Source organism: Clostridioides sp. ES-S-0054-01, from assembly GCA_021561035.1.
In the GTDB taxonomy this organism is placed as follows: Bacteria; Bacillota; Clostridia; order Peptostreptococcales; family Peptostreptococcaceae; genus Clostridioides.
The window spans coordinates 478,981-505,947 of record CP067346.1 but is presented as its reverse complement, the minus strand read 5'-3'; the positions used below and the strand labels follow the sequence as shown (position 1 = coordinate 505,947).

The following is a 26,967-nucleotide window of genomic DNA, read 5'->3' as shown; positions in this document are numbered from 1 at the left end:
TAAATTAGCAATTCTATTCATTTTCTTTTATACCACTTACTATACTAAGTTTATTTATCATTTTATTAGAAAAGTAAACTGCAATTACACAAACGAAAACAGATATTAATCCAAATATTAAAATCTCAAATATTGGAATTTCAAATTTAATAGAACTGTTTATACCGTATATCTGTTGATTAAGTTTATTAGTTTCGGAAACCATTTTATAATAATTGAAACTAGATATGATTCCCGCCACAAGCATACTTAATACTCCATATACTATATTTTCTTTTATTAACATTCTTTTTACATTTTTCTTGGACATCCCTACTGCTCTGAACGTACATATCTCACTTAGCCTTACAATTATATTCGATCTAACTATAAAAATAATATTTATGGACGATATTAATAAAACTCCAAACACACAAATCATTGCTAGTTTGTATGAAGAATCATTATAATGGTCTCCAAAATGATTACGTACATATCTTCCCTCTATATCTGAAAACCCATTTTTTTCTATTATATTATTTATTTCTTTTATTACTTTTTCATCTGTTCCTTTTTTTATCTTCACAAAAGCTTTATTATAATAATTCATCCCTGTTAATTCTTTTAAATCCTTTTCATTGAATATCAATTGAATTCCACCTGATTGAGATTCTCCATCTTGCTCTGATATATAGCTATTTTTCATTATTCCAGCTATTCTTACTTTTGTATTTATGTATGTATACTCTCCATTTTTATATACAGGAATTTTTATATCTATTAAGTCTCCTACTTTAGGTGATTTTATAATCTGAGTATTATTTGACAATTCAATTCTAGAATAAAAATTATTTACCAATAAAACATTTTTACAATCACCTTTTGTATAATTATAGATATTTTCTCCTTTATCTATATACTTATCTACATTATTTAACAACTCTTTATTGTAACCCCTAATTAAAACTGTAGTTTCATTTTTATTGTTTATTCCAGTTCTATTTAATTCATCCAAGTAACTTTTTTCTAAGTCAGTATTTCTTAACCATCCATCTAAATAAATATTAGGTTCAATATCTGTTACATCGTCAATAGCTTTTATTTCATTCAATAAGTAGTTATTGTACTTAGAAAATGTATAATTTGCATTTATTGGTGAATACCCCAAATAAATATCAAAATTGCCATATGATTTACTTGTTATATTAGCAGAGTCTGACTCTTTTCCATATATGAATTTTGTAGAAGTTAATCTACCTATAAATAAAACTCCACATAGTGATATCGTAATTATTATTATTATTGATGTAACCTTATTCCTAAATATATTTTTAAAAGCTATCTCATTTATAATTCCAACAACTTTTTTATGTAATTTTAACAACAAAAGCTTAGGAACATAATTTAACTTATCTGTCTTTTTTATAGCATCAATTATAGATAAATTTCCAGCTCTATATATAGGTACTACAGAAGCTAATATAACTGCTACAATTGACATGATGATAGATTCAACTATAGAATTTGTATTTATAGTTAATTCTGCACTTTTATCATATACAATCATAAGCCCTAAGTAAGAAAAAACTATACCTCCAAGTAAACCAATTACTATACCCACGAGTAAAACTACAATACTCTGAATAAAAAATATACGTCTAATATTTTTCTTGCTTGCTCCAACTGCTCTAAGTAAACCAATTTGCTTGGTCATATCTAGTATTATTATGTTAAACATATTGTATATTACTAATGTTGCACATAATAATGGTAATAATCTTTGCTTTATTGAGTAAGTTGTTGTTTTTGAAATATTTTTCATAGACATAGCCATACTTACTTCTGTATTTGAATAAAATTGATTACTTGTTAACTTATATTTTACCCCTAAATTCACTACTTTCTGAGTGTCTAAATCTTTTGTATTAAGTTTTAATGTCCCCATATGATTTATTAATTCAGATGGAACAATACCTTTACCATTATTTGAATATGTAAAAGCTCTTACCTTATATTCATTTAAACTTTCATAGTATTCATCAGATTTACTTAAAATACCAACTATTTTAAATTGCTTATCTTTACTATAAATAGAATTTTCATTATTTTTATTTATATACTCATTAACAATCTGAAAATCAATAGTTTGATTTAATTTGACATCTAATTCCATTTTACCTAAAACTTTTTGTTCTATTACTAATTCATTAGAATTTCTAGGCTCTCTACCTCTAATTAACTTATATCTAGTAGAATCTAAAAAATCTTTATTGTAAGAGCATAAATTTAGAGATGCTCCATTATCTTTACTTACAATTTCTCCAAATTTAAGTACATCATTGAATTCTTTTATACCTTCTTCACTATTAAGTTTTTTTACTATATCGCTATTTACATCTTCATAAAAAGCATGATAATCTCCTGAGTTTTTGTATGCATGATTTATATCTGATTGACCTTGAGACTCATTAATAACACTTAATGAAAAAACTAGCATAACAGCAATCCCTATACTGAGTATTAATGATAAAGTTTTTCCTTTTTGTTTTTTTAAATACGACACTGCAAGTTTAATATTAATCACAATTAGAATCCTCCTTATTCATATTTACAGGAAAAACTCTATAACATATTTCATTCTAAAAAACACATCTAGTACTTTCACCATTCATATAAATTGACTAGTCTTTTTTAATATGTTACTGTCCCTTTTGGAGTTTTTCCTACAGAATGCTCCATACGGTCTATTCGCAACATTATTCTATAAATTATAAATTTTCTGTTTTTTTAGCATTGATTAGTAGCATCAATTCCACTAAATATAAATTGTTAATTTGCTATTTCTATATCACTCATTATAAATTTTCCCAGACTTACATTTTAAATTTTTTCATCTTTTACCTCGACTTTGTTACTATATTTTTCCAACTATTAACATTATAAAAATAAATATAAGTAATATTTTTTTCTTCTATTGTTTTATTAAGTACTATCACCCTTAAATCTTCTATGCTTAAAAGATAGCATACTCTATATCACTTTTCAATGCCATTGCTCCAACTGGGCATTTTAAAGTTCCAACTAGAATTAGTTTCTAGTTAATGGTATATAAATAGTAACTATAAACTTATTTTTATCTGAATGTATTTCCACATTTCCATTATATTTTTCTACTGAATCTTTTATACTATTTATTCCTATTCCATGTAAAAATGAATCTTTCTTACTTGTAATAATTTTATTATTTTTTAATAAAACTTCGTTTATCTTGGTATTTTCACATTTTATTACAAATAATCTATTTATAACAGTTCCTCTTAGTTTAATCTTTTTTTGTATATTTGTATCCTGAATCTTATTACAAGCCTCTATTGCATTATCTATCATATTTGAAAATATACTACATACATCTGGCATCTCTATAAAATTACACTCTAAAAAATTTATATCTACTAAAAAAATTATATTATTCGTATCACAAATAGATTTTTTCTCACTCAAAATAACATCTAGAATCATACTATGTGTATTAAATATAGTATTACATTCTTTTATTTGCTCATTTATATCTTTAATATACTTATCTGCAAACTCATTTTTCCCATAAACATTCTGAATACAAATGATATGATTATTCATATCATGATATAGTTTTCTTATTTTCGACTGATATTCCTGTAAATTTAAATAATATTTATATTGCATATTCATTCTTTTTTTTGTAATTTCATGTTCTATCCTTAAATTATTATCTTTTATTATTCTTCTTATAATACTTACTAAGGAAATATTTGATAGTAAAAATACAGTTGATATTGTAAGTATTATTAAACTTTCTTTAGAGTCAATACTCTTGTCTTTAAAAATAAATTCAAATATGACTATTACACTAATAATATTTGATATTACTGGAATAGATAAATATATACAGTCCTTCTTGTTTATTTTTATTTTTAATCGGATAACTTTAAGTAATGGTATTAATGTTATTAGTAATGACTTAGATATCATTATTAATTCTAATCTTAATAAATTATTATCTAATAAATTACTCATATTTTGTACAGAGTTAAGAATCCCTACTATACTTAGTCCAACACTATCAAATCCGATTAATAACATCCAATATAACAAGCTTACAAGTATACTTTTCCACTTATTCACTACATAATTTATTTTATACAATACATATGTAATAAATATACATATAAATAACTTAATATTTATATTGAACTCCATTATAGTCAACATAGTAATTATCATAATTGCAATTAGTATGCTACTATTTAGGACTAATTTATTCTTCCTTAATTCACTAAGTTCATCCAATAAAAATTTTAATACAACACATTCTATCGCTGTGGAAATTATTGTTAGAATAATCCAAAATACATCTGTCTCTAGCATAATACATCACCCAATAAATAGGTTAATTTTGTCTTTAAATCAGATATTCTATATTTACTAACTGGTATATCTTTATTATTAATAACTACAGTATTTTTACATATAAATTGAATATATTCCAAGCTAATTAAATAGCTCTTATGACATCTAAAAAAATTATATTTTTCTAGTTCTAATTCTATTTTATTCATGCTATTATTAGTATAATAAATACCATCTTTAGTATGTATGGTCAAAACCTTTTTTCTAACTTCTATATACATAATGCTATTAATTAAAATTTTATTGATTATACCTTTATTTTCTATCAGCATAAAGTTTTCTCTTTTTTTTATAATATCTGATATACAACTCAAAATACTTTCATTTAAATCTCCAAAATCTATAGGCTTTAATAAATACCTATAAGCCCTTACCTTATAGCCTTCCTGTATATAATCGACTATTGAAGTTATAAATATTATTTCAGAAGTATCATTAGTTTCTCTAATTATTTTAGCCACATCCATACCTGTTAGTTTAAGCATTTTAATATCTAAAAAGAATATATCAATTTCTTCCAAATTAGACTCCAATAACTCTTCTCCTGAATTAAACTCAAACAGTTCAATTTGATTAGAAATACCCTCTAAGGACTTTAATATACACTCTCTTAAAAAAGTTATTTGTGTGATATCGTCCTCACAGATAACTATTCTATACATAAACAACCCTCCTTAGACATTAGATTTAAAAACAAATAAAATATCAATTTATAAATAATTATTTAGTTATACAACTAACAAATGGATTACCATATATAAACTCCAATATTTATTTACTATCTCTATCTCTAAACTTAATGATTTAGCTACTCACTTTAACTTAGTTCATAATCTTTAGTATTTGTATATAAGCATCTGTACTTTCATTATACAAATGGTCACAAAATACTGTTATTCACATAAAAAATCTACATCTATTTTTAGTATGTTAACAACAAAAACAACAATATTCCTCAGATTTTTAAAAATAATTAATACTTAATATAGTTTTGTATACTATTTATAGGTAATTTTTATATCATTTTAAACATTAAAATTATTGATGTTTAAGAACTATTATATTGATATTAATATATAGTTAACAATATCAAAAATTTTTTAACTAGAGTTCTCTCTTATTTAAGATTTTTCTATAGAAAAATCTAGGAATAAATCGAAAATGAACGGATAGCCTTTTATCTTTTATTTTCGATTTATTTATTTGAATTTTAACATAAATCTATCTTTTAGTATACATTAATCATGCTAAATTTATGATGACATGTATACAAAGTATTGTTTAGTATTTTCTAATAAAAAATATTACTGGAATTAAAAAATTTCCAGTAATATTTAATAGGCAAAAAACATGTTTATACAAATATATAATTTAGTTTAATGATGTATTAAATTATTTAACTAAATTAGTAAACTTAGCCATTAGTCTCCCAATTGTTGATATAGCACTTGAATCTTCTTCTACCTTATATGTCTTTCCATTTACTAAACCTGTTATTGATGTTCCTGTTAATCCTGCTTTCTCTCCTTCTTCACCTAGCGTTCCATCAGCCTTAGTATACTTTTCAACTCCATCCATTGTTACTTTATATATCTTTCCTGATGTCAATCCTGTTATTTCTTTATCTCCTGCTATTGCTCCTGATACTGAACCTTCTCCTATTATTACTTTGTTCGCCACTGGTGCTACATCTTCTTCTACTTTATATGTCTTTCCATTTACTAAACCCGTTATTGATGTTCCTGTTAATCCTGCTTTCTCTCCTTCTTCTCCTAGCGTTCCATCGGCTTTAGTATACTTTTCAACTCCATCCACTGTTACTTTATATATCTTTCCTGATGTCAATCCTGTTATTTCTTTATCCCCTGCTATTGCTCCTGATACTGAACCTTCTCCTATTATTACTTTTGTTGATTTAGCTGGCACTACTACATCTATTTCTCCTGTATCCGCTGTTTTACCACTTGATTCTTGTGTTACTGTAAATACTAATTTTACTGTTTTCTCTGCATCTGGTGGCACTATTGTTCCATCTTTCTTTATAACACCTTCATCACTTGTTGTTTTTATTGCTATAGTATATCCATTTGATACTGTTGGCATAGTTAGTTTAGTAGCATCTTTTTCTGGTGCAGGAACACTTGTTATTTTTGCCACTTCATTATCTAGTTCTGTTTGTAATTCTTCATCTGTTGATTTAGCTGGTACTGTTACAGATATTTCTTTTGTATCTGCTGTTTTACCACTTGATGTATGTGTTACTGTAAATACTAATTTTACTGTTTTTTCTGTAGATGGTGGTATTATTGTTCCATCTTTCTTTATAACACTCTCATCACTTGTTGTTTTTATTGCTATAGTATATCCACTTGATACTGATGGCATAGTTAATTTAGTTGCATCTTTTGCCGGTGCAGTCACGCTTGTTATTTTTGCTGCTTCATTATTTACTGATGTTTGATTAGAAGAACTTCCTCCTGAAGACGAACCTCCTCCATGTGAAGAACCTCCACTTGACGAACTTCCTCCTGATGAGTTAGAACTTGGACTGTTTCCACTTATCGTTGGGGAATTATCTCCCTTAACACTACTTATTGTACCCTTATTATCTATAGTAGTTCCTTTAGAATTATTTGTAACTGTAGTTATCTTACCACCATTAGTAACCTTTACTTGGCTTGCTCCAGATGCTACTGTTAAACTACCAATCTCACCTTTAGAATTATTCTCTATCTTAGCTCCATTTTTATCATTAACCTTTAAGTTAGTTATTTTTCCATAGTTAACAAAAGTTCCATCTTTTACATCATCTATAACTACATCATCCACTTTTGAATAGTTGTTTACATCCCCATTAGGCATATTGATAGTTACAGTCTTTGTATATGTACCATTTAAGTTTACTGTTACTGCTTTATCTGTTTGTATTGTAAATGCTTCTTTAACCTCACTAGTTGGCTTAAAGTTTATAACATCATTAGCAGTAGCTTTATCTAAAGCTGATTTTAGCTCAGAAATTGTTTTAACTTCAACTGTACTTACTTCTTGTAGTGATTTCATTTCATTAAATGCCATCTCATTACCATTTCCACCCACTTTAGTTATCTTATCAAAGCTCTTAGAGTTAACTAAAGATTTTTGTGAAGCTGATAGATTCTTTCCAACTAAAACTACTGGTGATTGATTCTTAGCACCTAATGCACCTACTGCTAATGCATCTATAAGTTGGTCTTGTTTATTCATACCATCTTTAGTCACATAAGCATTTTTTAAATCTGTATTCTTATAAAATTCTTTTACTACTTTTGCATTCGTATCATTTCTATCTGTTCCACCCAATCTTGTACTATTTGGTAGCTTATTTTTAACAGCTTCAGAAATTGAACTCTCTCCACCTACTACATAAGATTTAGTTATTCCAGCATTTTTTATAAATTCGTCTGCAACTGCTGTTCCATTTTTAGAATCAGCAAGTATTACCGGTATATTATTTTGTGCAGCTGGTGCTCCTACGCTTACTGCATCTGCAAGCCCTTTTTCACCATTAACTACAGCTATTTTCTTAACATCACTTATAGCATCTAATTTCTTTGCTAATTCTAAAGATGTTTGATATCTTTCAGTTCCAGAGATTCTTTCAAAAGACACTTTTAAATCTTTTATTTCTTTTTCTATATTTGTACTTAATACAGAAGTTCCACCTATTAAGTATACTTTTTTAGCTTTTAATCTTTGTATTTCTGCCTTTGTCTTATCATTTAATTTATCTTTACCTGTTAAAAGTATTGGAGCATTTTTTGCCTTCGCAAATGGTGTTGCGGATAGAGCATCTGCTATAGATGAGTCGTTCACTATTACTACTTCATCAGCATTTTTCCATCCATCTTGACTTATTTTAACAGCAGTTTCATATCTTTCTTGTCCTGTTAAATTTGTTGCTACAGTTTGTGCACTAGCTATGCCTGCTGTTGAACTTCCAGCTATCACTGTCACTGTAAGCATTGCAGCAATCTTCTTTGGTATTTTCATTGTATTTTCTTCCCCCTTGTCCATTTGATATTACTTAGTTTTTTGACTTTGTTCCCGTTCTAATTCTAATGGATACTTAATATCTAATTTTAAAGAGGTTTTATAACTATAATGATTTCATAATTAATTTATAATTATTTTATATTGTAGTTATTATAAAGGAATAAAGAAATTTTCTTATTAATTGAAAAATTTGTAAATTTAGATTTTAAAGTAAGTCTGATTTTTATGTTAATGAATTGTAGTAAAAAAGGAGGTTTTATATAAAAAAAGTATCCATTAGAATTAAAAGAGCTACTCTTTTTACAAATAAATTTCATTATTTATACTTTTAATTATATATTAAATAACCAATTTTATCCATATGAAAAATAAATAATCATGATATTTTTTTAATTATTCTTTATATTTGAACTTTAATTTAAGTTGATTTTATAAAGATAATATAAAATTCTATTATTCCATCGCAAATTTCAACCCTGTATCTAAAATTATTTTCTTCAAGTATAGTTCTAACTATAGTAAGACCAAGCCCAGTTCCAGAAAGTTCTTTACTTCTTGACTTATCTAAAACATAAAAAGGCTTCCATATATTCTCTATATCATCTTCTATGTCATAATCTATGCCGTTTTTTATAGATAATATAATTCTATCATTCTCTTTAAAAAGACTAATCTCTATTTCATTATTACTAGTATACTTTATCGCATTACTAATCAAATTATTAAATACCATATCTATACTATCTTCATCCGAACTCATTATAAGTTCTTTATCATCTATACTACACTTAACACTTATACCACCTCTATCTATCAACAACTCATAGTTTTTTAAACTTTTATACAGCCTTTCCTTTAAATCTACCCGACACAGATTTACCTCTCTCTTCTCATATTTCGTCCAATATAAAAGAACATTTATTATATTGGTCATATTTTCTGCTTGCTCAATGATTGTATCTATATAAGTCCCATCATCCAGACCATCTTTCATACCTATCGCGTATGCTTTTATAAGTGCTATTGGAGTTTTCATTTCATGAGATGCATCTGATATAAAAGACTTTAGATTCTCATTTCTCTTATTCAATTCATTATGTGCTTTTTCAAGCTTTACGCTCATTATATTTATGCTGTAAGCTAACTCCTCTATTTCATCATTCGTTTTTATATCTTCAGTCCTAAAATTTAATTCAGATATATCTTTAGATAAAAGCTTTAACTTTTCTATAGGTTTTATGACTCTGTTTGATAATATAAATGTAAGTATAGTTATTATAATTACCGAAAAGATTCCCATTATTATATTAAATTTATTTACAATGCCAATAGTTTCTTCAGAATGCTCTATAGGTATAGATATAGCAAACAAGTAATTATCTTTCTTCATAAACTTTACAAGTAGACTATATTTCGTTTTACCCTGATTGTATATTTTATTTATACTTTTATTATCAATATCTTTTAAGCTATTTCCTTCAATCCAAAATTTATTTAAACTCAGACCTTTCTTCCAAAATTCACTTAACAAATCTTGATTTATTTTATCTATATTCCCTTTATCTTTATAATTTTTATTTAATTCTATATATACAATAGCTGTATTATTTTTTTCTTCAATTGAATCAATATCTGATTTTAATTTATTTATATCTTTATGTTTGATTTCATCTGCAGTATTATCCAATACATTTCTTTTTTCGTGTAAATAATATCTATGAATAAACATACTGTTTATAGTTATAGACATTATATAAACAACTACAACTACTATAGATATACTTATGGACAATTTTTTGTTTAGTTTAGTCATTAAAATCCTCCATACTATACCCTAATCCTCTGTAAGTTTTTATGATGCCCTCCCCTATTTTCGCTCTTAACCTTCTTATATGAGTGTCTACTGTTCTAAAATCCCCATCATAATCCAAGCCCCATACTAAATCTAAAAGTTTTTCTCTAGACAAAACAATCCCCTTATTATTAATTAAACAACGCATTAATTCTAATTCTTTTTTAGTCAATAGCAATTCATTGTCACCTTTAAAAACCTTATTTGACTCAAAATCTATTTTTAAATCTTTAATATTAATTGTATTTTTATAATTTACTAGTTTTTTAGCCCTTATTATCAAAATCCTCGGGTCAAATGGTTTTTTAACATATTCATCTGCTCCTATATTAAGTGCTTCTATTTCATCTTCACTCTGACTTTTAGCTGTCAACATAAGCACTTTTGTATTGCTATTTTCCTTTATCTCTTTACAGACTTCTATTCCATCAATTACTGGCATCATCCAGTCTAGTATTGCTAAGTCTATCTTATTCTCATAAAAAATATCTAAAGCCTCTTCCCCGTTTTTTGCAGTAAGCACATTAAAGTTTTCTTTTTTAAAATATGCATAAAGTATCTTAAGCATACTAACCTCATCATCAGCAATTAATATGTTCATCTATTCACATCCCTAAAATTTATTATTATATTTCATATTATATCCATTGCTTCAATTATATAAAATATATGTTACAGGAAGTTTACAACTATTCATAATATATTAGTTGCATATTATACTATTTTGATTATATATTATAATATATTGATTACATAAATTTCTCTTTTTTGAAACTACTTAAGATTTTATATACAAATAAAAAAGTACCTCATTCTGATTAAAAACATTTCTGAGATACTTTTTAAAAGATTATATACTCTATATAGCTTATATAGCCTTAAAATTTAATCTATTATAAATTTACCCTAATTACTATAATTTTTAATATAATTTTTCATAAACTTTACAAATATAATTAATAGATTTAGAATCCTAATTTCCACACCAACATATATATTTATTTAAAATAATCCTAGAATACCTGTAATAGCTCCCATTACTATCAATATAAACATTATTTTTATTGGAGAAAGACCTTTTTTTAAAGCAAAGAGTACTACTAAAGTAAGTACCAAAGGAATTAATCCTGGAAATATCTTATCAAGCAAATCAGTTTGAAGACTAAATTTAAAATCCCCACTAGTATAACTTATTGGTGTAGATAAATTAATAAATCTACCTACAAGTCCGCCCATGACTAAAGTACCTAGTATAGAAGCACCCTCTATAACTTTATTTACTATTCCACCTTGAAGTATACTTTCAACAGCTTTTTTTCCATACTTATATCCATTTGTCCACATTCCAAAAGAAATTGAAGTCATTATTATATATTGAGCTATTACAAATAATATAGGACCTGCAATCGATGCCCCACCCTCAGTTAAACCAATACAAACAGCTAATACTATAGGTGTTATAACCCCTTGAGTTAAAGTATCACCAATTCCTGCCAAGGGACCCATCAAGCCTGTTTTGATAGCATTCATACCATCCCCACTTATCTCATCTGCTCCATTAGCTTTTTCTTCTTCCATAGCTATTGTTATTCCATGTATAACACATCCACATATAGGCTCTGTGTTAAAAAATGCTAGATGAGTCTCCACTTCTTGTTTTAACTCTTCTTTATCTGGATATAATTTCTTAAGTACTGGTAACATTGAATGTGAAAAAGCTGTTGATTGTAATCTTTCATAATTGTAGTTAGATTGTGCGAAGAAAAACCATCTTAACCATGATTTTATTACATCTTTCTTGCTTAACGTTTTCTTAGCCACTTCATTTTTTATATCTGACATAATATTTTCCCCCTCACATGAATTTAAGATGTAGCACTATCTTTTCCGTACTTGATTGAAGTAATTGTAAGAGCAAGTATTACTCCAATAACAGATATTACTATTATATCTACTTTAAAATAAACAGCCATTAATATTCCTAATATGAAAAAAGGCATAGTAAATTTGTTTCCAATCAATTTTAAGTTCATAGCAATTCCAAGTGCTGGCAACATAGCCCCAATTACATTAAACACATGTAGTACACTCTCATTCATTACTTCCAACATACCATCTATCGCATTTGGACCAAAATAAACAACTAATAATGCTGGTATAAAACTCATTGCAAATAACAGTATCTGTGGTGGGACTATATTTATAAATGCTACTTTATTAACATTCCCTTTTTGAACTTCTCTATCAGCCCAATGTGCAAAAAAAGAATTTACTGTCATCTTTCCAATCCAAAGTACAGTTGCAACAGTTCCTAATGGGACAGCTATTGCCATTGCAGTACTTACATCTAGCTTAGAAGCTATAGCTAAAGCAGTACCTACATATCCTGCAAAAGCTGGGTCTCCCATCTGAACTCCTCCTGCTGATATAAAGCCTAAATATATCATATTTATACCTGCTCCTATAATTGCTCCTTGAACAGGGTCTCCTAATATAATTCCCGTTACAAATCCAGCTAATAAAGGTCTATTCCATGTAAAAAATCCAACATAAGTCAACCACGGACTCCAAGAAAGATAATAAAAAATTGCTATTAATACTGCTTGAATTAGTGAAATTTGCATATTCTTCCTCCTTATTTACTTCTAAAGATTTACAAGATAGTCTTTATAATAATGTTCCTACATCAATTTTCTTTGCATCTGGTACTATTTGTATAAAGCATCTAACATTTTTTGATATTAGTTCTCTAAATATTTCTTTTTCTTCATCTGACACAGATATATTTTTGTAAAAACTTTTTCTACCAAGTCCAGCTCCCATACCTCCAACATTCAATTCCTTTAAATCTACCCCATTATTTATTAGACCTAAAACAGTTTTAGGGTATTTGACCAATACTATTAAATTTTCATCACCATTATGTGATTTTAAAACTTCAGCACCTGATTCTACATCATGTACTTCAACCTTGACAGTTGATGGAGCTGCCATTTGTAAAACTTGAACTATAAATGGGTCCTTTACAACTAAATCATCTACGATTACTATCTTTTTTGCAGATGTAATCTTACACCAAGCAGTGATAACTTGCCCATGTATCAATCTATCATCAATTCTTGTTAATGCTATATTACTCATAATAATTCCTCCAGATTTTTAATTTATTTTATATATTTAAAACTGTTTTCACATCTTTAATTCCTGTTCTCCCAACTTCCTCACATAAATTCTTTAAATCTTTTAACTTCATAGTATCTCTGTTTAAAAATAATTCTAAAAGCATAGGCAAATTTACACCTGTTAAACATTCTAACTCACATACCTTAGCAAATTTGTTTATTACAATAGCAGATGTATTAAATGGAGTCCCGCCATAAAAATCAAGCAATATTAAAACCCCTTCATCCTTATATTTCTCAATTCCATCTTCTAACCTTCTACTAAACTCATCTATACTGTCACCATGGTTTAATCCTAAAGTTTCTACATTTTCCTGTTTGCCTACTATTAATTCAGCACTTTCTAACATTGCTTTAGCCATGCTTCCATGTGTAGCTATAATTATTCCTGCCATATGAATCATACCTTTCTTAACTAAACTTTTTTATATAAATTATTACTTTAGTATTCTAATCTAATTAGCTATATTAATCATTATCTTACCAAAGAAAATATCCCTTTTGTATATTTTTTCAAAATAAGTTGGTACTTCATCCAAATTTATTCTATGTGTTACTAATTTTTCAACATTCATATTACCCTTCTGCATATGATATAATCCAGCACTCCATTCTTTTCCTGGAAATGGAAATGAATTTCCAAACCAAGTTCCCTTTACAGTTAACTCACTTCTTACTATCTTTTCAAATTGTTCTCTAGTCAAAGCCACATCTCCATATGGTACACCTGCATACAATACTGTTCCTCCTTTTTTAGCTAATAATAATACTTGACCACATGTCATTGGAGTACCAGCTGATTCGATAACAATATCTGCACCAGCTCCGTTAGTTAAACTTTTTATTTCTTCTACAAGATTCTTTTTCTTTGCATTTATACAAATATCTGCCCCTAACTCTTTTGCCAATTCTAGTTTCTCATCAAATACATCCACAGCTATTACTTTTGTAGAACCAAATATTTTTGACCATTGTATTGAAAATAGACCTATTGAACCTGTACCAAGTACTATAATAGTATCTCCAACTTTAGCCTCTGACCTAAAAAGACCATGCCCTGCTATACATACTGGTTCCAATGCAGCAGCTGTCTCATAGCTTATTTCATCTGGTATTTTTATTAAATTTCTCTCTTTTACCTTTGTATATTCTGCAAAACAACCTCCAAGGTCTTTATTTCCTATTATCGCTACGTTATTACACCTTGAATACAATCCTTTTTTACATTCATCACATTCAAAACATGGCATAGCTGGACAAACAGCAACTCTATCTCCTGTTTTAAAACTCTTTACTTCTGTACCAACCTGTGCTACTTCTCCAGAGAATTCATGACCTAGAATTTCTCCAACCATATGTGGACCCGTCTTTGAATATTTTGATATATCAGAACCACATATTCCAGCTACTTTTACTTTAATTATTACATCATCTTTTTCTAATATTTTTGGTACATCTACATCCTCTACTCTTGTGTTTCTTATACCATAGAACCTAACTGACTTCATTATTAACCACCCCTACATTTTATTTGAATATAGTTATTTTTTATATGTTAATTATATAAAGCAACTTTCATGCCAATATTTGTAAATACTGTTTTCACGCAGTTTGTTAGATTACCATTAAATGTGTGTCAAAGTGTATCAAAAGTTTTTATATAAAATCTCATGTGTGTCAATATAAATGACACTCACATTTTATACTAGCTCTTCTATTATAAATTTTATAAAATGTACTTTTTTTATTATTTTTTAAAAAATGTTCGGAAATTCTCCTTCTATTTATGATATAATACTAAATATAAGGTATCAATATAAATTTTTATATGAATATCAGAACTTTTTTGACACTAATGCCTTATTAAATATAATAATTTAACTTTTTGGAGGTTGTTTATGAAAAAAGTGTATCAAGGAAAGACTAAAGATGTTTTTGAATTAGATAATGGAAATTACTTACTTAAATTTAAAGACGATGTAACTGGTAAAGACGGCGTATTTGACCCAGGCGAAAATAGTGTAGGTCTAAGTATAGATGGAATTGGTAGAGCTAATTTAGAAACATCTGTTAAGTTCTTTGAAATTCTAAACAATGCTGGAATTAAAACTCATTATGTAAGTGCTAATTTAGAAGAAGCAACTATGGAAGTTCTACCAGCAAAAGTTTTTGGTAATGGTTTGGAAGTTATTTGTCGTTATAGAGCTGTTGGTAGTTTCTTACGTCGTTATGGTTCATGTGTTGAAGAAGGTGCTAAACTAGATTGTTATGTAGAAGCAACTTTAAAAGATGATGACCGTTGTGACCCACTTATAACATCTGAAGGCTTAGAAGCTTTAAATATTATGACTCAAGCTCAATTTGATTCAATGAAGAGCATGACTCAAAAAATTTCTAATATAGTTCGTGATACTATAGCTGAAAAAGGACTTGAGCTTTATGATATCAAATTTGAATTTGGATTCTACAATGATGAAGTAATATTAATAGATGAAATAGCATCTGGAAATATGCGTGTTTATAAAGATGGTGTAATAGTTGACCCTATGGATTTAACTGCTCTTTTATTAGCAAAATAATATATACATATAATTTTAAAATACAATAAACTTATAAATAAGATAAGCTATGAAGTAAAGACTTTTTAAATGCTGATTATTTAAAACATTTTCTCACCTTTAATTTCATAGCTTATTTAAATTAATATACTCTAATTAGTAGATAGTAACTTTAACCCTACAATCCCCACTACAATAAAACCTATACATGCAATTCTTGATATACTAATAGGCTCATTTAAGATAGCCATGCCTACAATAGCTGTACCAACTGTACCAATTCCAGTCCATATTGCATATGAAGTTCCAAGTGGAAGATGTTTTAGTGCTAATGACAAAAAATAAAAACTTACAATCATTCCAACAACAGTAAGTATACTTGGAGTCAATTTAGAAAACCCATGTGAATTTTTTAGTTGAAAAGCCCAAAATACTTCAAACAAACCTGCAATAAACAAAAATAACCATTTCATAAAATCATCTCTCTTTTCAAATATATCTCTTATTTCGCCAATAAAATAACCTGAAAAATATATAAAATATCTCCCAGGTTTTTATTCTTCCGTATTCACAACAAAAACTATGTTGTGGGTTTTATCTTGAACCAGACCAATCATTAATAATTGCAAAACCCTATAAAACTCTATTAATTATTCTATTTTATCTATAATAATACTATCAATATATAGATAAAGTCAATATATAGATAAAGTCAATATATAGATAAAGTCAATATATAGATACAATACATAATCATAAGAATTTTTATATACTTGTTCAATATACTTATTAGACTCTGTTCATACCTATTTATGCCAATCTAACAATATCTAATTTTTATTTAATATGTTATAATAACATAAAAATATTGAAAGGAGTAATTTCTATGAATTCCTATAAAATTGCAGTATGTCAAATGATGACTACAGAAAATAAAACTGAAAATATTAATCATGCTGTAGAAATGGTAACAGAATCTGCCACCAATGGAGCTGAAATTGTGGTTTTACCAGAAATGTTTAACTGTCCATATGAAAATAAATATTTTCCTAAATTTGCTGAAGAATATCCAGGTGAAACAACAACGATATTGAGTAAGTTAGCTAAAAAACATGGAATTTATCTAGTTTCTGGTAGTATTCCTGAATTAGAAGATAGAAAAATCTATAATACTTGCTATGTATTTGACAAAAACGGAACTCTAATTGGAAAACATCGTAAAATGCACTTATTTGATATTGAAGTTACAGGAAAGGTTAGTTTTAAAGAATCAGATACTCTTACAGCTGGAAATGATGTCACTGTAATAGATACTGAATATGGAAAAGTTGGTATAGCTATTTGTTATGATATTCGTTTCCCTGAATTATCACGTTTAATGTCTCTTAAAGGTGCTGAAATCGTTATCTTGCCTGCCGCATTTAATATGACTACTGGCCCTGCTCATTGGGAGTTATCTATAAGAATGCGTGCTTTAGATAATCAAATATTCTATGTTGGTGCTGCACCTGCTAGAAATAAAGATGCTTCCTACATAGCTTTTGGTAATTCAAGAATTTCAGACCCTTGGGGAAAAATTATTGCTCAAGCTGATGAAAATGAATGTATTATTTATGCTGATATTGATAGAGATTTAATTCCTGACATAAGACAGCAATTACCATTGCTTAAACATAGAAGAACAGACTTATATGAACTTAAAACTTTGAAATAATAAACATATAATATATTTCCATTTAAAATTACCAACAATCATATGCTTGTAATATAAAGTAAAAGAAGAACAGAACAAAATTGCATTCCATACAGCTACAATAAAAGTATTGTCAGAATATATTGCTTTCAGAAATAAGTTGGGATTTATTGTTCCAATTCATATATGGATGGCTGATGAACAATATAATCAAGATATACGACATAAATAAGCTAAATATTAAATAGATGAAGAATCACCTGAATTGCTACTTATGTGATTCTTCATTTTTTCATTATAAAAACCCTCTAATATCTAAATTTTTGTGATATTATTCTACTTAATTTTGATTGTTTGTCCTCTATCATATTTCATTTATTTGTTTGTCAGATAGGTTATAAAATATATAAATTAAATTCATAAATCTTTTAAGTAATTAAGTACTATGCCAAAATATCACACATGCTCCACCTGATTTTGAATTTTCTATTTTGACAGAACCCCCAAGCTGTTCCACTAATTGTTTGACAATATAAAGTCCAAGACCAGAATGACCACCTTTGGTCTGCCTAGATTCATCACCTCTATAAAACCTATCAAGAGCCTTTTTCAAATCTTTAGAGCTAAACCCACTACCAGAATCACAAATCTTATAATAAATACAATTTTTTTCAACTTCTACGATAATGTTAATACTACCACCTACTGGAGTATATTCCAGACTGTTGGATATAATATTATCAAGAATTCTCGTCAACCTATCCACGTCAATTTGAATTGGAGACTCCACACTACCCTTCATTTCCAACACAAACTTAATTTCCTTTTGGTGAGCTTGTAATTCATAATCCTGTACCTTTTGTGTCAAAAACTCAGGCAAATTTACAGAGACAAGGTTTAATTGTATGTTTGATTTTTCCAAATCAGATGTATATTGCATTTTTTGAACAAGAGCCGCACTTTTTTCTGCATTTTTTCTTATAACTGTAAGATACCTATGTAATTTTTCATTACCATCCGGATTATTATCAATAAGTGCATCTGTATATCCCAAAATAATGGAAAGAGGAGATTTCAAATCATGTGCTAGAGCCTCTACCATTTCAACACGCTCCTGTTCCATTTTCCACTGTACAGATAAAGATTTTTTTAGTTCATCTTTCATTTCAGAAAAGGCACTACAAAGTTTTCCGAGTTCATTATCTGAATAATAGTCGATTTCAAAATCAAGGTCTTTTTCTTTTATCTTTTTGGACGCATCAATCAATAGACGTAATGGTTTATTGATATTTTTTACAAAACGTTTAGAAAGAAATCTAGTAAAACCCATAATATAGAAAAATGGAGAGAACATAGCTATGATGAGAATTACAAATACTAATCTACCTTTAATATTTGCAAATGTCATTTTTACTTCGTAAGAAAGAGTAACAGCCCCCTTAACCTTCCCATTATCATCTTTAATAGGAACAGTGTATATATAACCACCCTTACGAACAATGGTTTTGAGAAAGTTGTCAAATAATTCTTCTTTTGTTTTAAATGGTTTTCGTGAATTAGTACCATACAAAACGTTGCCATCTTCATTCACAACTTGATATAGTATCCCATCACCACGAATCATCTTTTTTAATCCATCTTCGTTCGATTGAGATAATAGGGCTATATTTTTTTCATTGATGTATGCTTCAATTCCAGAAATTTGTCTCTCATAATAGTTTGGTTGATAAATATCCTTATTTATAGAAGTTGTAACCAAATAAAAAGCAAACATACAGGTAATTACTGTGGAAACTGTACTGGCTATTATAATCAAAACAAAGGTACGTCTAAATTGGGTCGCAAGTGATTGATTTTTCATTTGATATTATTCCTTTCTTACATTCTATTCCACTTATATCCAATTCCCCAGACCGTAGAAATATATTCTTTTTCTGGTATTACGGAAGCAAACTTAGCACGTATTTTTTTGATTCGTTCAACAACAGTTGCGGAATCACCTTCAGAATCACATCCCCATACTTTTTCATAGATTTGTTCTCTAGAAAAAACTTGTCCTGCATGAAGTGCTAACAACTCAACAATATCATACTCCCTTTTTGTTAAATCAATATCCTTTCCATCAATTTTAACTGTACGCTCCCTCATATAGAGGCATAATCTTCCAAAGTACAAAGTAGACCGTTTATTCTCTTCATTGATATACTGTGAACGCTTTTCTCTACGGAGATTAGCTTCAATTCTTGCTATAAGTTCACGCAGTCCAAATGGTTTTGTTACATAATCATCCCCTCCAAAAGTTAATCCTTTGATTTTGTCGGTCTCCGACTGCTTTGCACTCAAAAATATAATCGGACACAGAACATCATCTCGAATTGCCTGACATACCTCAAAACCATCCATTTTAGGCATCATAATATCCAGTATAATAAGGTCAGGTTCCATTTTTGATAACTCTACACCTGTCAGCCCATCAGAGGCTATCAACACTTCATGACCTTTTGCTTTCAATTCATCTTCAAGTAGCATTACTAAGTCTATTTCATCATCAATAATCAATATTTTGCTCAATATAACACCTCCTTTATATTATGAGAAGGTGAGTACTAAAGCAATATCCATCTACTCGTAACTTTTCCTTCCCTCCCATATTTTAAACCAAATAACTCCTCCTATCAAGAATATAATTAGACCTATTGCCACTGCTACAAAATGTATAGTAGCTGATTGTATCATTCCAGAATAAATCTCTTCAGTTGGAATAGTTCCATCTCCTTTAATAAAGTAAGTGCCTGGAAGCATACCCAATTTTACTGGCCATGTCCATGGAACAAATGGGCCAACTGTTGAACCAATACTTGTTAACCCAAGTATTGCAGCCATTAAAACCCCACCAACACTAATACCAATAGATGCACCCATTCCCCATGCAAAACTCACCCAAAGGTGAATAGCTAAAAGTGGAAGTGACCCGATTACCACAAGTGCGGCGGCTGCCATAAATTGCCCTACTGGTGCACCAGATGGCACTGCAATATTCATACCTATGCAGAGTATCAACGTAGCAATAAATGTACATACAGTTAAACAAAAAAGGAGAAAAAGAAATTTTCCAAGATATAATCTAACACGAGAAATACCTATGCATAAAAAACCATTAAAATTTCCAGCAAGTTCTTCCTCATACACTATAAATCCTGACAGAACACCTACCCCCATAGGAATGATGAATACAGTCCATACTGTAAAAAATCCTTCAAAAGCAAATGCTTGTGTACTCCCAGGTTTGATTGCAAGATAGGCAACCACACATAATGAAAAAATAACAGGCATAAAAAGAGTAAGCCATCGGACGGCTGTTCTCTTTGTTCGAAGCCATTCTGATGATAATAGTTTTATCATTTGTCATCCCTCCTACTAAACCAAACTGCAGTAAGTGCTGTTAATACTAGAAGCACAACCAAAGAAACAACAATCCCAATAGGAATTACTGAAGTATTCAAAAGTGGGTCTCCAGCTTGTAATATAGTACCATTAGGATGTACTTTAATGATTGGACACACCATCCTAATTGCCCAACTCCATGGTACTGCAATCCAAAATGGTTGTGTCGCAGCAAGAACACCCAATATCATTCCTAAAAATCCAACTCCCATGCTTAAGAACATACCTTTCCACGTAGCAAGTAATAACTGAATCGGAAGTATAGCAAGAGAGACAACCCAACATACAATACTTGCCCCTATAATCTGCCCAAAAGGAATTGGTCCAGCTTTCAATATTAAACCAGTTATAATTGTTACAACTGCTAAAATTAATGTTGAAATCAAACTGTAGATTGCCATAGCCATAATTTTATTAATCCAAAGTACCATAGGAGATACATTGTGTGTACGTAAAGCACGATAATTTCCAGCTTTTTTTTCCTGTGCAGCTACCAAAGTAGCAAACAATGCAAAGCCAACAGACAAGAACATAAATGTCCACCAGTTAAAAATTAATGCTAAAAGATTTTGCCACTCCCAAGAATTCGATTGAGATAATGGATTTTGCATAAGTGTTCCTTGCATTATAAGTGCATACGCTGCAAAGGATACTGGGAAAAAAGCAATAAGTTTTCCCACAAATGTTCTTTTATATTTTAGAAGCTCTGATTGTAAACTATTCATCTTTTTTGTCCTCCTTTAAGAATAGTATCTGAAAAGAATTCCTCTAGATTTTCATTAGGGTCAGGTGCTCCTTGAAATAGTAGTTGTCCTCCACTTATAATTCCAATGTTATCTACAACTTGAGCAACCTCTGACAGAATATGACTAGAAAGAATTACTGTTATACCTTTTTTTGGAAAAGATGCAATCAACTCACGGAGTTCTTGAATTCCAAAAGGATCAAGTCCATTAGTTGGCTCATCCAGTATCAACAATTCTGGGTCACTTAAAAGTGCAATAGCAATTCCCAACCTTTGTTTCATACCCATAGAAAATTGGGAAGCTCTCTTTTTACCTGTATTTTTCAAGTTGACTATCTCCAGTACCTCATAAATTTTATCTTTAGGTATTCCCAAAAGTTTTGTGTGTACTAGCAAATTTTCCTCTGCTGTAAGGTTCCCATACAAAGCAGGAGATTCTATTAAGGCACCAATATTTGCAAGAGACTCTCGTTTCCAAGGTTTCCCATCAAAAATAATACGTCCATGTGTTGGACGAAGAAGCCCAACAAGCATTTTAAGCGTTGTCGATTTTCCTGCACCATTAGGTCCCAAAAGTCCATATATGCTATTTCGTTCAATTTGAAGAGAAACATTGTTAACCGCCATTTGCTCTCCATATTTTTTTGATAATTTTTTTGTTTCAAGAATTAAATCTTTCATGTATATTTCTCCTTTCTTGTAATACGTTGAATTCTATTACTAAGAAAATACTAACATGAAAAAATAACAATTCTATAACACCTATCAAATTTAATAAAAAATATTTTTTATCTAGACTCCACAACTCATTCATTTTATCACTAGTACAAATACTCTTAAAAACTTTAAAAACTAATTTATTTTTGTTACCTTTTATTTATAACAATATACAGTTTATTTCTCCTATGCTTTCAATAGATTACTAAAAAACATACAAAAAAGAATGCTATTCCTTCTATATCAACATATAAACTTCGTAACAATGAACTTTATTATGACAACTTAAGAATATTTCCATCATATATTATGACTGGTGGAAATATATTGATTGAAAAATCAAAGTTTGAAATGGCATCAGAAGATATAAAAAAAATGGTTGAAATTATAAAAAACTACCACAGATTTCAGAAGCAGAATATCAAGTTATGAAGATTATTTGGCAATATGCTCCTATTAGCACTACTGAAGTAATTGAGAAACTGGTAAAAACAAGTACATGGAGCCTTAAAACGACTCAGACAATGTTACTGAGATTAGTTAAAAAAGGGGCTTTAACATACGAAAAAAGTAGTAGAGTATTCGTTTATACTTCACTTATTAAGGAGAAAGAATACGTAGCTACAGAAAGTCGTTCTTTTTTAAATCGTTTTTATAATGGTACTCTTAATTCTATGGTACTAAACTTTTTAGAAAATGATAAACTATCTGAAGATGACACTGAGGAATTGAGAGAAATCTTAAATAAAAGGACGATTAAGAAGGATAGGTAAATAGGATTGCTAGTATCAAAAAAGGATGGGGTATCACTTTACTCTATATTCTAAAAAATTCACATAATTTTCATATTAATTATCGATTAAATTCATATACAAGGTTTATTATATAAACATAGAAGATAGTAAAACTAGCTTAAAAACATAATATAATACCCTATACAAATAGTGGCAACTCTCCCTCACATCCTCAATTGTTGCCACTATTTTAATTTTTTGTATAAAATAACAACAATGTTATTACATAAATACAAAATGATGATGTTCAAAAAATCTTGTGTATCACTATTTTTGTATCACATGAAATCTATCAATGTATTCTTAGATTATTTTTTATGTATCATTCTTCTTTACCAATTATTTATTCAATTTACTAACTTTCGTTTTGGTTAACATATTCTACTTACTTTTATTATAATTAATCTGCTATTTTGTCTTAAGCTTCTCCATACATTTCATCAATAACATGAGAATATATATTTATAACAAAAAAAGTCATCTAAATCAGTTGATGACTTTTTATTAGATACTTATTTTCGAATTCATCAATTGAAATGGGTTTACTAAATAAATATCCCTGTGCTATTTCAACTCTACATTGTAATAGTGTAAAAAATTGTTCCTCAGTTTCAATCCCTTCAGCAACCATATAAATGTTCAACTTATGACATATTCCTGTAATATATTCCATAATCACCTTTGTTCTAGAATTCGATACAATATTATTAATTAGACTCTTATCTAATTTCAATATATCAAACTCAACTTCAGAAAGTAACGCTAGATTTGCATTCTCAGTTCCAAAGTCATCAATTGCAACAGCAAAACCAACAGCTCTTAAATCTGATATAATTTTTTTCACATCAAAGTGCTTCTCATCATGTACTCTTTCTGTTATTTCAATTTTTATGTATTTGGTAGAAACGTGATAATATTGACAAGTTGATACTAAACAATTCACAAATTCTGGTATTTTAAGTGATTCTTCTGAGAAATTTATAGATATTGGAACGATTGGAATATCTTTAGTAATCCAATTTCTAAGTTTTTTACAAATAGACTCAAATACATAGAAATCTATTTTGCTAAGTAATTCAGATGCTTCTAATATAGGAAGAAAATTGTTCGGAGATATAAGTGAATTAGAATTATCTAAATAACGGATAAGTGCTTCTGCACCTACAATTGAACGGTCTGAAAAAGAAATTTGAGGTTGTAAGTAAACAAGAAAACGATTATTCCTTATTTCTCTTTCAAGAACCTCAGGCTTTCTTAAATGTAGCATTTCATCACTATGATGGCGATACCTCTGAGAAACAGAATTTTTACGATAAAAATCTTTTTTATCTTCATACATTTCTGCATCTGCATTTTTTATGATTTCTCCTATATCATCAATTGTGCTCGCCCAGTATGACCCTATAGCAACTTGACAAGTAGGTTTTTTTCGGAATTCTCCTTTTAATTCTATTATCTTCTTTCTAAATACATCCTCTTTAATTTCACGACAAATAATTACAAACTCATCTCCACCTAAACGGTAAAAATCAGAATAATGAAATACCAATTTCATTCGTCTTGCACATTCTATTAGTAACTTATCTCCCATTTCATGTCCATATTTATCGTTTACATCCTTTAAACCATTTACATCTAGATAAACAATGCCTATAGAAATATCAATTTTGGTAAGCACTTGGGAATCTTCTATGAAGCGATTTCTGTTATAGAATGAAGTAAGTTTATCAATGTAGCTTAGCTTTGCTAATTGCTCCTGAGTTTTAGAATGTTGCCAAGCAAGGGAAATAAAATAACAAAGGGTTTGAAGTAATGATGCAATATTCATAATTTTATCTGGAGGTGGATTATCAACTCCTAAATAGCCAATAAGTTCTCCATTTTGTTCTAATGGTGCTACAACAAGACTAGTAATAGATTGATTATGTAATATTTGATATTCTTCTGGTGATGTAGATTTAATCTCTTCTAAATCTTTTACAACTATACATTCCTTATTAGTAAAATATGGAATCCATCGTTCAATAATAGAAAGTGGAAGTTCTTGTAAACAGTTTTTTTGAGATAAAATATGTTCTTCACACCATTCATAATCATTATACATCAAACCATCTCTAATATAAACAATATATGAACGGTCAGCAGATAAAAAACTTCCTAACTTTTCAAGTACAGACATAGTTGCTTTTTCAATGTCACTATCTCGATATAAAATATCTACACAATCCGTGATTATTTTTTCAGCATCAAGTGTAAATCGTAATTTTATTTTTTCTTCTTCTGATTTTGTAGTATCAAAAGCTATCTCCATTCTTGCTAGTTTACCTTCCCACTCAATTAAACGGTCTTTTAATAGATAATGACGACCAGTTACTGGATTTTTAAACTCCCAAGTATAGTTTTCACCTTCTTTTAAATAGGGATTTGTACAAAACTCACAAGGTTCATCTCTTCCCTGTAGTATCTTATAGCATTTTTGTCCTTTGATTTTCTCAACTTTAAAGCTTTCAATACCTGCTTTATTTAAAAATAATAAATCATAAGTCTCTAAATCACTGATATACAAAAGCTCTGAAATATCATTCATTGGAGCCTTTAAGTCTTCAGCTAATTTAATAAGACGTTCACTTTTTCTTTGATTATCCTCTTGTGCTAGTTCAAGTTTTCTTTGCAAAATATCTTGTTTAGCATCATACATATAAATAAAAATAATCAATAAAACAAATGAAAGATTTAAAATAATCAAAGCATTCTCAGTAGATGAAACCTTGCTCTCACTAAATTTTTCAGCAGATAAAACTGCTTTGTCTGCTAAATTAAAAAAATCTTCACTATATTGATAGAGTGTAGTGCTTTTTCCACCATCACGAACAATATATATTTCTTGCTTTAAACGTTCCCAATCTCGTTCCATTTGAATCATGTTAGTTTGAAAGTCATGGTCAGCTAAGTAAGCGATATCATGTGCACCACTTCTACCTTGAAGCTCACTAATAATATCGTCTAATATTTTTATCAATTTATCATTTGGCTGATGGTTCAGTTCTTGTTTAATCAAACGTTGCGTCGCTCCACGTACAAGCCCAGTATAATTAATGACTCTAGCATTCCCCTGCAAATTATAGACCAAGTAAATAGATAGCAAACTTGAAAGAATAATCCCAACACTTAAGATGATTAGAAATCTTTTTCTTCTCATATAGTCCCCCTTCAATTTTAGATATGAATAAAAAATTATTTCTAATTTCTTCTGGTAATTCTAAATTATTTGTTATAAATAACCCCTTATATAAGTACCTCCAAAATTAGTTATTCATATTCATTATATTACCCTAATTTACTTTCTTCAACAATAAATCTTTCTTTTCTCTTAACCTTTTTAAATAATATAATGTTATGAATTTATAATTATATGATTCTTATAATTTATTATTTAAATATTATCTTTGCTCGTGCTTCTAAATCCATTATTGACCCCTTCATAATTAGATAATATAAAATTAAAGTGCATATCATAAAATT

General features: G+C 28.7%; 20 protein-coding genes and 2 pseudogenes. 4 read left to right on the top strand and 18 right to left on the bottom strand.

From position 1 onward, the window contains the following. Positions 1 to 13 precede the first annotated feature (13 nt). From JJC02_02690 to JJC02_02640, 11 genes and pseudogenes are all read right to left on the bottom strand, one after another. The gene (locus JJC02_02690; GenBank protein UDN55116.1) at positions 14 to 2,563 is read right to left on the bottom strand and encodes an ABC transporter permease; all 2,550 of its coding nucleotides are present in this window, start codon (positions 2,561 to 2,563) and stop codon (positions 14 to 16) included. Positions 2,564 to 3,066: 503 nt separating this feature from the next. Beyond that, complete coding sequence (locus JJC02_02685) at positions 3,067 to 4,386, bottom strand: sensor histidine kinase (GenBank protein UDN55115.1); 1,320 nt, start codon at positions 4,384 to 4,386, stop codon at positions 3,067 to 3,069. Next, positions 4,380 to 5,090 (bottom strand): response regulator transcription factor, encoded by a 711-nt coding sequence (locus JJC02_02680; protein ID UDN55114.1) that lies wholly within the window; start codon positions 5,088 to 5,090, stop codon positions 4,380 to 4,382. The genes JJC02_02685 and JJC02_02680 overlap by 7 nt, the downstream gene beginning before the upstream one ends. A gap of 781 nt (positions 5,091 to 5,871) precedes the next feature. Beyond that, positions 5,872 to 8,457: pseudogene (locus JJC02_02675) on the bottom strand (cell wall-binding repeat-containing protein). A gap of 421 nt (positions 8,458 to 8,878) precedes the next feature. Further along, complete coding sequence (locus JJC02_02670) at positions 8,879 to 10,273, bottom strand: HAMP domain-containing histidine kinase (GenBank protein ID UDN55113.1); 1,395 nt, start codon at positions 10,271 to 10,273, stop codon at positions 8,879 to 8,881. After that, on the bottom strand, positions 10,266 to 10,913 hold the full coding sequence (locus JJC02_02665) for a response regulator transcription factor (protein ID UDN55112.1): 648 nt from the start codon (positions 10,911 to 10,913) through the stop codon (positions 10,266 to 10,268). Before JJC02_02665 ends, JJC02_02670 begins: the two co-directional genes overlap by 8 nt. A gap of 401 nt (positions 10,914 to 11,314) precedes the next feature. Continuing rightward, positions 11,315 to 12,154: a PTS system mannose/fructose/sorbose family transporter subunit IID gene (locus JJC02_02660; GenBank protein ID UDN55111.1), complete on the bottom strand. Its 840-nt coding sequence runs from the start codon at positions 12,152 to 12,154 to the stop codon at positions 11,315 to 11,317. Positions 12,155 to 12,177: 23 nt separating this feature from the next. After that, positions 12,178 to 12,936 (bottom strand): PTS sugar transporter subunit IIC, encoded by a 759-nt coding sequence (locus tag JJC02_02655; GenBank protein ID UDN55110.1) that lies wholly within the window; start codon positions 12,934 to 12,936, stop codon positions 12,178 to 12,180. A 43-nt stretch (positions 12,937 to 12,979) separates the two neighbouring features. Continuing rightward, positions 12,980 to 13,453, bottom strand: coding sequence for a PTS sugar transporter subunit IIB (locus JJC02_02650; protein UDN55109.1), 474 nt, complete (start codon positions 13,451 to 13,453; stop codon positions 12,980 to 12,982). Between the two features lie 28 nt (positions 13,454 to 13,481). Continuing rightward, positions 13,482 to 13,898: a PTS sugar transporter subunit IIA gene (locus tag JJC02_02645; GenBank protein ID UDN55108.1), complete on the bottom strand. Its 417-nt coding sequence runs from the start codon at positions 13,896 to 13,898 to the stop codon at positions 13,482 to 13,484. Positions 13,899 to 13,949: 51 nt separating this feature from the next. Next, positions 13,950 to 15,002 carry a galactitol-1-phosphate 5-dehydrogenase gene (locus tag JJC02_02640; protein UDN55107.1) on the bottom strand — a complete coding sequence of 351 codons (1,053 nt, stop codon included), beginning with the start codon at positions 15,000 to 15,002 and terminating at the stop codon, positions 13,950 to 13,952. A 390-nt stretch (positions 15,003 to 15,392) separates the two neighbouring features. Between JJC02_02640 and JJC02_02635 the strand changes: the two genes are divergently transcribed. After that, a complete protein-coding gene (locus JJC02_02635) occupies positions 15,393 to 16,073 on the top strand; it encodes a phosphoribosylaminoimidazolesuccinocarboxamide synthase (GenBank protein ID UDN55106.1) in 681 nt (226 codons plus the stop codon). Between the two features lie 131 nt (positions 16,074 to 16,204). Here JJC02_02635 and sugE read toward each other — a convergent pair whose 3' ends face one another. After that, positions 16,205 to 16,525, bottom strand: a complete 321-nt coding sequence (gene sugE / locus JJC02_02630) for a quaternary ammonium compound efflux SMR transporter SugE (protein UDN55105.1) — start codon at positions 16,523 to 16,525, stop codon at positions 16,205 to 16,207. A 413-nt stretch (positions 16,526 to 16,938) separates the two neighbouring features. Here sugE and JJC02_02625 point away from each other — a divergent pair, with 413 nt between their 5' ends. Next, positions 16,939 to 17,766 (top strand): carbon-nitrogen hydrolase family protein, encoded by an 828-nt coding sequence (locus JJC02_02625; GenBank protein ID UDN55104.1) that lies wholly within the window; start codon positions 16,939 to 16,941, stop codon positions 17,764 to 17,766. A gap of 415 nt (positions 17,767 to 18,181) precedes the next feature. On the opposite strand, the gene JJC02_02620 is transcribed toward JJC02_02625, so the two are convergent. From JJC02_02620 to JJC02_02600, 5 genes are read right to left on the bottom strand one after another with little or no spacing between them, the layout of a single operon-like run. After that, the gene (locus tag JJC02_02620) at positions 18,182 to 19,606 is read right to left on the bottom strand and encodes a HAMP domain-containing histidine kinase (protein ID UDN55103.1); all 1,425 of its coding nucleotides are present in this window, start codon (positions 19,604 to 19,606) and stop codon (positions 18,182 to 18,184) included. 17 nt (positions 19,607 to 19,623) lie between these two features. Beyond that, positions 19,624 to 20,316 (bottom strand): response regulator transcription factor, encoded by a 693-nt coding sequence (locus JJC02_02615; protein UDN55102.1) that lies wholly within the window; start codon positions 20,314 to 20,316, stop codon positions 19,624 to 19,626. A 51-nt stretch (positions 20,317 to 20,367) separates the two neighbouring features. Next, positions 20,368 to 21,147, bottom strand: a complete 780-nt coding sequence (locus JJC02_02610) for a lantibiotic immunity ABC transporter MutG family permease subunit (protein UDN55101.1) — start codon at positions 21,145 to 21,147, stop codon at positions 20,368 to 20,370. Beyond that, positions 21,144 to 21,914 carry a lantibiotic immunity ABC transporter MutE/EpiE family permease subunit gene (locus JJC02_02605; protein ID UDN55100.1) on the bottom strand — a complete coding sequence of 257 codons (771 nt, stop codon included), beginning with the start codon at positions 21,912 to 21,914 and terminating at the stop codon, positions 21,144 to 21,146. Before JJC02_02605 ends, JJC02_02610 begins: the two co-directional genes overlap by 4 nt. Next, positions 21,911 to 22,615 (bottom strand): lantibiotic protection ABC transporter ATP-binding protein, encoded by a 705-nt coding sequence (locus JJC02_02600; protein UDN55099.1) that lies wholly within the window; start codon positions 22,613 to 22,615, stop codon positions 21,911 to 21,913. The genes JJC02_02605 and JJC02_02600 overlap by 4 nt, the downstream gene beginning before the upstream one ends. 237 nt (positions 22,616 to 22,852) lie before the next feature. On the opposite strand from JJC02_02600, the pseudogene JJC02_02595 reads away from it, so the two are divergent. Both JJC02_02595 and JJC02_02590 read left to right on the top strand, forming a co-directional pair. After that, a pseudogene (locus tag JJC02_02595) lies at positions 22,853 to 23,083 on the top strand (hypothetical protein). Then, complete coding sequence (locus JJC02_02590) at positions 23,080 to 23,424, top strand: BlaI/MecI/CopY family transcriptional regulator (GenBank protein ID UDN55098.1); 345 nt, start codon at positions 23,080 to 23,082, stop codon at positions 23,422 to 23,424. Before JJC02_02595 ends, JJC02_02590 begins: the two are co-directional and overlap by 4 nt. 502 nt (positions 23,425 to 23,926) lie before the next feature. Here the strand turns inward: JJC02_02590 and JJC02_02585 are convergent. Next, the gene (locus JJC02_02585; GenBank protein ID UDN55097.1) at positions 23,927 to 26,644 is read right to left on the bottom strand and encodes an EAL domain-containing protein; all 2,718 of its coding nucleotides are present in this window, start codon (positions 26,642 to 26,644) and stop codon (positions 23,927 to 23,929) included. Between the last annotated feature and the right edge of the window lie 323 nt (positions 26,645 to 26,967).

Coding starts and splice junctions, on each gene's coding strand:
- JJC02_02685 (UDN55115.1), bottom strand. CDS start 4,386: ATGCTAGAGACAGATGTATTTTGGATTATTCTAACAATAATTTCCACA.
- JJC02_02680 (UDN55114.1), bottom strand. CDS start 5,090: ATGTATAGAATAGTTATCTGTGAGGACGATATCACACAAATAACTTTT.
- JJC02_02670 (UDN55113.1), bottom strand. CDS start 10,273: ATGACTAAACTAAACAAAAAATTGTCCATAAGTATATCTATAGTAGTT.
- JJC02_02665 (UDN55112.1), bottom strand. CDS start 10,913: ATGAACATATTAATTGCTGATGATGAGGTTAGTATGCTTAAGATACTT.
- JJC02_02660 (UDN55111.1), bottom strand. CDS start 12,154: ATGTCAGATATAAAAAATGAAGTGGCTAAGAAAACGTTAAGCAAGAAA.
- JJC02_02655 (UDN55110.1), bottom strand. CDS start 12,936: ATGCAAATTTCACTAATTCAAGCAGTATTAATAGCAATTTTTTATTAT.
- JJC02_02650 (UDN55109.1), bottom strand. CDS start 13,453: ATGAGTAATATAGCATTAACAAGAATTGATGATAGATTGATACATGGG.
- JJC02_02645 (UDN55108.1), bottom strand. CDS start 13,898: ATGATTCATATGGCAGGAATAATTATAGCTACACATGGAAGCATGGCT.
- JJC02_02640 (UDN55107.1), bottom strand. CDS start 15,002: ATGAAGTCAGTTAGGTTCTATGGTATAAGAAACACAAGAGTAGAGGAT.
- JJC02_02635 (UDN55106.1), top strand. CDS start 15,393: ATGAAAAAAGTGTATCAAGGAAAGACTAAAGATGTTTTTGAATTAGAT.
- sugE (UDN55105.1), bottom strand. CDS start 16,525: ATGAAATGGTTATTTTTGTTTATTGCAGGTTTGTTTGAAGTATTTTGG.
- JJC02_02625 (UDN55104.1), top strand. CDS start 16,939: ATGAATTCCTATAAAATTGCAGTATGTCAAATGATGACTACAGAAAAT.
- JJC02_02620 (UDN55103.1), bottom strand. CDS start 19,606: ATGAAAAATCAATCACTTGCGACCCAATTTAGACGTACCTTTGTTTTG.
- JJC02_02610 (UDN55101.1), bottom strand. CDS start 21,147: ATGATAAAACTATTATCATCAGAATGGCTTCGAACAAAGAGAACAGCC.
- JJC02_02605 (UDN55100.1), bottom strand. CDS start 21,914: ATGAATAGTTTACAATCAGAGCTTCTAAAATATAAAAGAACATTTGTG.
- JJC02_02600 (UDN55099.1), bottom strand. CDS start 22,615: ATGAAAGATTTAATTCTTGAAACAAAAAAATTATCAAAAAAATATGGA.
- JJC02_02590 (UDN55098.1), top strand. CDS start 23,080: ATGAAGATTATTTGGCAATATGCTCCTATTAGCACTACTGAAGTAATT.
- JJC02_02585 (UDN55097.1), bottom strand. CDS start 26,644: ATGAGAAGAAAAAGATTTCTAATCATCTTAAGTGTTGGGATTATTCTT.